Origin of the sequence: Chimaeribacter coloradensis, assembly GCF_002858715.1 — a bacterium.
Taxonomy (GTDB): Bacteria; Pseudomonadota; Gammaproteobacteria; order Enterobacterales; family Enterobacteriaceae; genus Chimaeribacter; species Chimaeribacter coloradensis.
Genome location: NZ_PJZH01000052.1, coordinates 1 through 8,553, shown reverse-complemented (window position 1 = coordinate 8,553; position 8,553 = coordinate 1). Strand labels below are relative to the sequence as shown.

Below are 8,553 nucleotides of genomic sequence, written 5' to 3'. Positions count from 1 at the left end.
ACAGGCGGGGACAGGTCAGAGAGGAGGGCGGCGGGCGGCCTCATCTTACCGGTCTCCGGCCTGCTGGGGCAGCAAGCCCGGGGCAGCCTTGTGCCGTTCACGCACAGCGGTGCGATCGCGGAGACGGGACTGCCTTACCCGTATGAGATGTTGCCGTACAACAAAAGGCCGCTATGCAGAAGAGGGCGTGCGGCCGTCCCGGCGCGGTGGCCGGGTGCCGGGGCGTCAGTGGTGGTCTGCGCCCGCGGTCATGTGTGGTAGATCAGAATCGTGTTCAGTCTGAGATATTTTCAATGTACACAAGCTGACCGGTGCCGATAAGATGCCAAAATCTTTTTGGTGATAAACAAGGGTTATCAGCATCATGGCCTCCCCGATTAAACTGCACCAACTGCGCGCTTTTGTGGAAGTGACCCGCCAGGGCAGCATCCGCGCCGCCGCCCGTTTGCTCAGCCTCTCCCAACCGGCGCTGACCAAGGCGATCAAGGAGCTGGAGGAGGGGCTGGGCGCGCGCCTGTTCATCCGCCACCGGCAGGGCGTCCAGCTCACGGAGTGCGGCGAGGCGTTCTTCCGCCACGCCAGCCTGATCCTGGAGGAGCTGCGCGCCGCGCAGGAGGACATCCAGCAGCGGCTGGGCAACATCGGCGGCCGGGTCAGCATCGGCGTCGGGGCCAGCGTGGCGCGCACCATCATGCCGGAGGTGATCACCCGCTTTCACCGCGCCTACCCGCACGTCAAAGTGCGGGTGCTGGAGGGGCAGCTGGTGTCGATGATCCCGGAGCTGCGGCAGGGCGAGCTCGATTTCACCATCAACACCTACTACCACGCCTCGTTTGATAACGAACTGCTGTATGAAAAGCTGATGGAGAAGGAGTACCGGGTGGTGGGCCGCTGCGGCCATCCCTGCGCCGGGGCGCGGACGTTGCAGGAACTGATGCAGTGTGACTGGACGCTGCCGACGCCGCGCGGCAGCTACTACAAACAGCTGGTGGATCTGTTCGTCAGCCTCGGCGTGATGCCGACAGTCAGCGTCACCTGCGAGACGTTTATGTCCAGCACCAGCCTGCTGGCGAAGAGTGATTTTCTCAGCATCCTGCCGCGGGATGTGATTGAAGACCCGATCCTCGGCCAGCAGCTGATGGCGTTTGACCTCGACCTGCCGCTGCCGCGCGCGACCTTCTACCTGATCCAGCGCAAAGAGACAGCCTTGACGCCGATGAGCGCCCACCTTGCCAACCTGTTCCGCCAGCACTGCCGTGCCTCTGCGTGACCGGCGCATTTTTCTGGCCGTTACCGCAATTTTTGGGAGTTTTGCCCGTGCGCACGGGCGGAAAGGCGTTCTACACTTCGTTTAATGCGAGGAACATACGATTTTATTGAGGTGTCATGCGCCAGTCCGAATTGATCGCCGAAGTCAGCAACCATAAACAGACACTTATTGCCGTGGTCGAACAGGATGACCGGGTGGTCTATTTCTACCTCTATGCGCAGGGCGACATGCGCGAACGCTTCCCCGGCATCCGCGCCTGCTGGGTGCGCAACCTGCAACCGGCCCCGGTGGGGGAGGACACGACCGCCACCGAACAGGGGCTGGCCCCGATGATGCCCGCCGCCTACTGCCGCAGCCTGGACGGCGAGCCGCCGCTGCACCCGAACGGGATTCAGGTGATCTGGAACGAAAGCGATGACGGCGCGGCGCTCTGGTACCACGGCCAGCTGCTGGCGGTGGTGCCGGGCTGGAGCCTCTACATCGACCATCAGGTGAGCTACGCCGCCAGCTGCCTGAAAGAAAACGGCAGCACCTTCCCGCTCGGCTCCGCCTCCACCAACCAGCAGTACGCGCGGGCAGAGGAGACGCGCCACTTCTGGCGCACCTGGCAGCACCAGCATGAGCACCACCCGTGGCAGAAGCTTCAGCAGCAGTTCCTGGAGCGCTACGAAGCGCGTTTCGGCCCCTCGGTGAAGTATTACACCATCGACCAGGGAAGCTGGCCGCCGATGGCGATCTCGCAGCATGAGCATGACGGCGTCTATTACTTTCTGACCCTGGGCGTCAGCATCCGGCCGATGCCCTGTGTGGAGATCCTGTTCAACGACGACGCCGGCGACTACCGCCGCATGGAGATGGCGTTTGCCGTGGAGGCGCAGTACGTCACCGAGCAGAGCGCCGTGCAGATGGCGAGCGCGCTTTCCGGGTTTGCGCAGCTGCCGTGGACCACCATCAACTGGCTGGGCGAGGGGCACACCGTGGAGTCGCCGATGGCACCGCAGGGCTACGAGGGCTTTGTGCTCTCTGACGCGCTCTGCTCCCCGGCCAGCAAAGTGCCGATGCCCAAGGTCTATGGCGACAAGGTCAACCTCTACTGGGCCAGCCCGATCTTCACCCCGGAGCGCGAGTTCGCCCACAGCCAGCCGAACGGCGGCTTTGAGCTGGTGAAGAAACTGATCGAAGCGGGCGTCGGCCACGTTTTCGTGCCGCGCGGCCCGGTGCTGTAACCTGCCGGAGGGGCGCTATGCCCCTCTTTTTATGAAATTTTCATCCCTTACTCCGCTTATCATTTTCATGATTATGAAATAATTTCCGTGCGAAACAATGAGCTGTGAAATGATAGGCCGCGCCCTTCTCAAAACCGCGGCTAATATGCATTTTCAGTATTATCCGGCGCAAAGAAGCGGGTGTAGATCAGAAATGTAAATAGGGTGTTTAGACGGTCTGCTTAACAGAGCAATGCTGTTAAGCGCTTTTTCCTGCCCGCTAAAAAGGTAAATATGATGGGCTATTTTAAACAGATCGATTCCGTTATCTATCTGATCGCCTTAATAATGGCCTTTCTTTTGCCGGTAGGGTTATACCTTGGCCGCTGCAATATCCGCGCGGTACGCTCAGATTTATTAATTGAGCTGGAAAAGATGTTTAATTTACAGAAGGGGCATCCCATTCCCTCTTTTGAAGTGATGAAACACAAATACGGCAGCAGCGCGGAGGAGAACGGTAACCAATGTGATGGCTTAAAGATGTTGGTTTACTATTTCTTTCCCGTTCTGCTCTATATTTTTATTACCTTAATGGGGTTTATTCTCTCACTCGACAGCCTGAGCCATATCCACAATATGTCGTTGGATAACCTGAAAATTTACCCGGATCTTTTTCAGGTGGTATTTACGTTTACGTTTCTGGGGGCCTATTTGTGGACGCTGCAATATCTGCTGCGCCGGGTAGCGAATTTTGATCTCTCACCGCTCTCCTTTTTCCGCGCTTGTTTCCGTATTTTATTGCCCCTGGTGGTCGTAGGTGCACTCTATTACAGCGGCATTCTGAGCAGTGAGGCGGCACCGTCTTCCTCCTGCAACCAGGTATTGCCGCTCTGCGGCGCGGCAGCGGTGGCTCAAACCAGTTCAGGCGGCACCGCTTTACTTATTATTGCGCTGGCGCTGCTGGTGGGGCTTTATCCGCTGGCCTTTATTGATTTACTGATTGCACGGTTCCCCAAACTGGCCGGCCGGCGGGTTAATCAGGATGATGAAAAACTGATGAAGGAGTATCCGCTGGATATGATCATCGGTATCGATCCCTTTATGAAATTCCGGCTGGCAGAATTTGAGATTGAGGATGTGCAAAACCTCGCCACTGCCAACCCGATCCAGCTGTTTGTGGAAACGCCCTATGGATTATATGAGGTCATTGACTGGGTGGCGCAGGCCCAGTTAATCATCGCCGTCGGCTCGAAAAAAACGCTCCAGCTACGGGAGCTGAATATCCGCACTGTCTTTGATTTAGAGCGCATCGGCAAGGATCACGGCCTGCGCACCCGGCTCTACCAGATTCTGCTGGGCGACCCCGCCGTAACACTGGCCGCGCCGGAGGGCGGGGGCACTAACGACGCGCTGGACACGATGATCGACCTCATCTGTGATGACCTCTATATCGCGCGTTTACGGCAGATCTGGGAGATCATCCAGAGCACCATCAAGCGCTCATCGGAATCCGGGTCTATGAAACAAGCATCTGATTAATGCAGAAGGACGTAAACCTTCCACTTTCACTCCCGCAATGAAACTGTTGCTCTGTGGCACGGCTATATCCCGCCGGGGGCAGCGGCTATGATTAAGGCCTGAGGCGCGCTGCGGCGTGCCGCGACCCTAATCGCTAAGGAGCTGAAGATGAAAGCCATTGCTTATGAACAACCCGGCCTGCCGATCAATGACCCACGCGCGCTGTTTGATACCGACCTGCCGGTGCCGCAACCCGGCGCGCGTGACCTGCGGGTGCAGGTAAAAGCGATTGCCGTGAACCCGGTGGACACCAAAGTGCGCGCCGGCGGCGAGACCAACGGGCCGCGGGTGCTGGGCTGGGACGTCGCCGGGGTGGTCGAGTCAGTCGGGCCGGAAGTGACGCTGTTCAAACCGGGCGATGAGGTCTTCTACGCCGGGTCAATCATCCGCCCCGGCTGCTACAGCGAATTCCACCTGGTGGATGAGCGCATCGTCGGCCGCAAACCCGCTTCGCTGGGCTTTGCCGACAGCGCCGCGCTGCCGCTGACTTCCATCACTGCCTGGGAGCTGCTGTTTGATCGGCTCGGCGTCACGGAACAGGGCGGCGAAGGCGAGACGCTGCTGATTGTCGGGGCGGCGGGCGGCGTCGGCTCGATCCTGACCCAGCTGGCGCGTCAGCTCACCCGCATGACGGTGATCGGCACCGCCTCACGCGGCGAAACCCAGGCGTGGGTGACGCAGCAGGGCGCGCACCATGTGATTGACCACCATCAGCCGCTGGCCCCGCAACTCAAGGCGCTCGGCATCGATCAGGTGACGCACATCGCCAGCCTGACCCACACCGACAGCCACTACGCGCAGCTGGTGGAAGTGCTGGCCCCGCAGGGCAAACTGGGGCTGATTGATGACCCGGCCGCGCTGGACGCGATGCCGCTGAAACGCAAGGCGATCTCGCTGCACTGGGAGCTGATGTTCACCCGCTCCATGTTCGAAACGCCGGATATGATCAAACAGCATGAACTGCTGAACCGCGTGGCGGATCTGCTGGACAGCGGCGTGCTCAGCACCACCGTCGGCCAGCATTTCGGCACCATCAACGCCGAAAACCTGCGCCGCGCCCATGCGCTGCTGGAGTCCGGCAAGTCCCGCGGCAAAGCAGTGCTGGAAGGCTTCTGATCCCCGCGCAGTTCCCCGGCAGGCACCCGCCTGCCGGTTCTTCCCCCCACATTTTCCTCCCCCCGGTACTTCTCCGAAAAGCGGCGTTTTGTCGCACCGTACGCCCCTGTGACTGGTCAGCCGGAAAATCGCGGCTATCCTTTTGACAGCAGGCGTGTTTCTCCCCGAGGCACGCGATAACCCTCAGGAGGAGTTCCATGTCCCGTTCCACCCTTATCGGGCGCTGGCTGGCGGTGGCGCTGGTCGCTGTGTCCGGGTTGGCGCAGGCGGCTGACGCCGTGCGCGTCGGCTCGAAAATTGATACCGAAGGTTCGCTGCTCGGCAACCTGATCATCCAGGTGCTGGAGGCCAACGGCATCAAAACCACCAACCGCCTGCAACTCGGCAACACCAAAGTGGTGCGCGGGGCGATTGCCGCCGGTGAAATTGACCTCTACCCGGAGTACACCGGCAACGGCGCGTTCTTCTTCTCGCAGGAGAACGACCCGGCGTGGAAAGATGCGCAGGCGGGCTATGAGAAGGTGAAACAGCTCGATTACGACCAGAACAAGATCGTCTGGCTTGACCCGGCCCCGGCCAACAACACCTGGACGATTGCGGTGCGCCAGGATCTGGCGCAGCAGAACCACCTGGCGAGCCTGGACGACCTCGGCAAATACATCAGCGGCGGCGGTGCCTTTAAACTGGCGGCGTCGGCGGAGTTTATCGAGCGGCCGGACGCGCTGCCCGCTTTCCAGCAGGCGTACCACTTCACCCTGAAGCAGGATCAGCTGCTGTCGCTGGCAGGCGGTGATACCGCCGTGACCATCAAAGCCGCGGCGGAGCAGACCTCCGGCGTCAACGCTGCGATGGCCTACGGCACCGACGGCCCGGTGGCGGCGCTGGGCTTACAGACCCTGAGCGACCCGCAGGGCGTGCAGCCGATCTACGCCCCGGCACCCATCATCCGCGAAGCGGTGCTCAACCAGCATAAAAACATCCCGGCGCTGCTGAAGCCGGTGTTCGCCTCGCTGGATGGGCCGACGCTGCAAAAACTCAATGCGCAGATTGCGGTAGGCGGGCGTGACGCGAAAAAAGTGGCGCAGAAATACCTGAAAGATAAAGGCTTCGTGAAGTCCTGATGGCGGGTGCGCACCTTGAACCGCGCCGCCTGAACCCGGTGCTGCTGCTGCTCACGGCGCTGCTGGCGGCGGCGCTCGGCGGGCTGGGGTTCGTCAGCCATGCGCCGAACCGGCTGGTGTCGGGCGAGGCGATGGGGCTGCTGTCGCTGCTGCACGGCGCAGGCGCGCTGCGGTGGCTGCCGCTGGCCGGGCTGGCGGTGCTGGCTTTTCTGCCGCCCCGGCGCACCCCCTCGCTGGCGGCGCTGCTGCTGGCGGAGGCGCTGCTGTTCCTGCTGACGCAGCAGGCGGGGCTGACGGCGCAGGCGCTCTCCGGCGGCGAGGAGAGCATCGCGCGCACGTCGCTGGGCGGCGGCTACTGGGCAGGCGCGGCGCTCTGCCTGCTGATCGGCGCGGATGCGGTGACGCACCTCACCGCCCGGCGTGGCCTGCGGCTGCTGCTGGCGGCACAGATGGTGCTGCCGGTGGCCGCGCTGCTGGTCAGCGGGCGGCTGGATGCGCTGTCACTGTTGCAGGAGTACGCCAACCGCGAAGAGGTGTTCAATGATGCCCTGTGGCAGCACCTCGGCCTGCTGGGCGGCACCCTGCTGCCGTCACTGCTGATCGGGCTGCCGCTCGGCGTGCTCTGTTACCGCTCCGCCCGCTGGCGCGGGCCGCTGTTCCCGCTGCTCAACATCATCCAGACCATCCCGTCGATTGCGCTGTTCGGCCTGCTGCTCGCCCCGCTGGCCGGGCTGGCGGCCGCCTGGCCGTGGCTCGGGCGGCTTGGCATCCGCGGCATCGGCACCGCGCCTGCGATCATCGCGCTGGTGCTCTATTCGCTGCTGCCGCTGGTGCGCAGCGTGGTGGCGGGGCTGGCCTCTGTCCCGGCCAATGTGCTGGAGTCGGCGCGCGGCATGGGCATGACGCGCGGCCAGCTGTTCCGGCAGGTGCAGCTGCCGCTGGCGCTGCCGGTGATCCTCGCCGGCGTGCGGGTGGTGGCGGTGCAGACCGTGGGGCTGGCGATGGTAGCGGCGCTGATCGGCGCAGGCGGCTTCGGGGCCATTATGTTCCAGGGGCTGCTGAGCAGCGCGCTGGATCTGGTGCTGCTGGGGGTGATCCCGGTGGTGTTGATGGCGGTGGTCATCGACGGCCTGTTTACCTTTCTTGTCTCGTTATTGGAACCCTCCCGCAGATGATCCAGTTTTCGCAGGTAAGCAAATTCTACGCCGGGAAACCGGTGGTGGATGATCTGTCCCTCACCATCGCCGACGGCGAATTCACGGTGCTGATCGGCACCTCCGGCTCCGGCAAGTCCACCACGCTGAAGATGATTAACCGGCTGGTGGAGCATGACCACGGCAAAATCCTGTTCGCGGGCGAGGAGATCCACGCCTTCAAACCGCAGGATCTGCGGCGGCGCATGGGGTATGCCATTCAGTCGATTGGGCTGTTCCCGCACTGGACGGTGGAGCAGAACATCGCCACCGTGCCGCAGCTGCTGAAATGGCCGAAGGCGAAAATCCGCGACCGCGTCACCGAGCTGCTGGCGCTGCTGCACCTGGAGCCGGCGCTGTTCCGCGGCCGCTACCCGCACCAGCTCTCCGGCGGGCAGCAGCAGCGGGTCGGGGTGGCGCGGGCGCTGGCGGCTGACCCGGAAGTGCTGCTGATGGATGAGCCGTTCGGCGCGCTCGACCCGGTCACCCGCAGCGCGTTGCAGCAGGAGGTGGCGCGCATCCACCAGATCTCCGGGCGCACCGTGGTGCTGGTGACCCATGACATCGACGAGGCGCTGGCGCTGGGTGACCGCATCGTGCTGCTGGATCAGGGCAAGGTGGTGCAGCAGGGCACGCCGCGCGAGCTGTTGCAGCGGCCCGCCACCCCCTTTGTGCGCGAGTTCTTCGGCCGCAGTGACCTCGGCATCAAATTGCTGGCGCAGGCGCAGGTGGCGCAACGGGTGCGGCCGGGGCAGGCAGAGGGGGAGCCGGTGGCCGCCAGCCTGACGCTGCGGGACGCGCTGTCACTGTTTGTGGCGCGCGGCACCCGCTGTTTGCCGGTGGAGGACGAGCAGGGGCGGCCGCTGGGCGTGCTGCATCTTGACGATCTTGTGGAGGAGGGCGGCGATGGGCACTGAACGGCGCGGCTGGCGGCGGCTGCGTTCCCCGCTGCTCTGGGTGCTGCTGCTGCTGGCGGCGTTTACCTTCGGCATGGGCGGGCTGGGCGGGCTGTTCCATTGGCTGTTTCCCACGCTGCAACGGCCGCTCTATTTGCAACAGGGGTTCCCGTC

At 62.9% G+C, this 8,553-nt stretch carries 7 protein-coding genes; all 7 read left to right on the top strand.

Going from position 1 to position 8,553, the window contains the following annotated elements:
• Positions 1–364 precede the first annotated feature (364 nt).
• Positions 365–1,270 carry a LysR family transcriptional regulator gene (locus tag CYR32_RS20920; RefSeq protein ID WP_101827011.1) on the top strand — a complete coding sequence of 302 codons (906 nt, stop codon included), beginning with the start codon at positions 365–367 and terminating at the stop codon, positions 1,268–1,270.
• A 116-nt stretch (positions 1,271–1,386) separates the two neighbouring features.
• Complete coding sequence (locus CYR32_RS20915) at positions 1,387–2,496, top strand: suppressor of fused domain protein (protein ID WP_101827010.1); 1,110 nt, start codon at positions 1,387–1,389, stop codon at positions 2,494–2,496.
• Positions 2,497–2,772: 276 nt separating this feature from the next.
• On the top strand, positions 2,773–4,014 hold the full coding sequence (locus CYR32_RS20910; protein WP_101827009.1) for a hypothetical protein: 1,242 nt from the start codon (positions 2,773–2,775) through the stop codon (positions 4,012–4,014).
• Positions 4,015–4,161: 147 nt separating this feature from the next.
• Entirely contained in the window at positions 4,162–5,169 is a 1,008-nt protein-coding gene (locus tag CYR32_RS20905; RefSeq protein WP_101827008.1) for a zinc-binding alcohol dehydrogenase family protein, read from the top strand.
• Positions 5,170–5,366: 197 nt separating this feature from the next.
• Positions 5,367–6,290, top strand: coding sequence for a glycine betaine ABC transporter substrate-binding protein OsmF (gene osmF / locus CYR32_RS20900; protein WP_101827007.1), 924 nt, complete (start codon positions 5,367–5,369; stop codon positions 6,288–6,290).
• On the top strand, positions 6,290–7,465 hold the full coding sequence (locus CYR32_RS20895) for an ABC transporter permease (protein ID WP_101827006.1): 1,176 nt from the start codon (positions 6,290–6,292) through the stop codon (positions 7,463–7,465). The genes osmF and CYR32_RS20895 overlap by 1 nt, the downstream gene beginning before the upstream one ends.
• A complete protein-coding gene (locus tag CYR32_RS20890) occupies positions 7,462–8,400 on the top strand; it encodes an ABC transporter ATP-binding protein (protein WP_101827005.1) in 939 nt (312 codons plus the stop codon). The genes CYR32_RS20895 and CYR32_RS20890 overlap by 4 nt, the downstream gene beginning before the upstream one ends.
• Positions 8,401–8,553: the final 153 nt, after the last annotated feature.

Coding starts and splice junctions, on each gene's coding strand:
- CYR32_RS20920 (WP_101827011.1), top strand. CDS start 365: ATGGCCTCCCCGATTAAACTGCACCAACTGCGCGCTTTTGTGGAAGTG.
- CYR32_RS20915 (WP_101827010.1), top strand. CDS start 1,387: ATGCGCCAGTCCGAATTGATCGCCGAAGTCAGCAACCATAAACAGACA.
- CYR32_RS20910 (WP_101827009.1), top strand. CDS start 2,773: ATGGGCTATTTTAAACAGATCGATTCCGTTATCTATCTGATCGCCTTA.
- CYR32_RS20905 (WP_101827008.1), top strand. CDS start 4,162: ATGAAAGCCATTGCTTATGAACAACCCGGCCTGCCGATCAATGACCCA.
- osmF (WP_101827007.1), top strand. CDS start 5,367: ATGTCCCGTTCCACCCTTATCGGGCGCTGGCTGGCGGTGGCGCTGGTC.
- CYR32_RS20895 (WP_101827006.1), top strand. CDS start 6,290: ATGGCGGGTGCGCACCTTGAACCGCGCCGCCTGAACCCGGTGCTGCTG.
- CYR32_RS20890 (WP_101827005.1), top strand. CDS start 7,462: ATGATCCAGTTTTCGCAGGTAAGCAAATTCTACGCCGGGAAACCGGTG.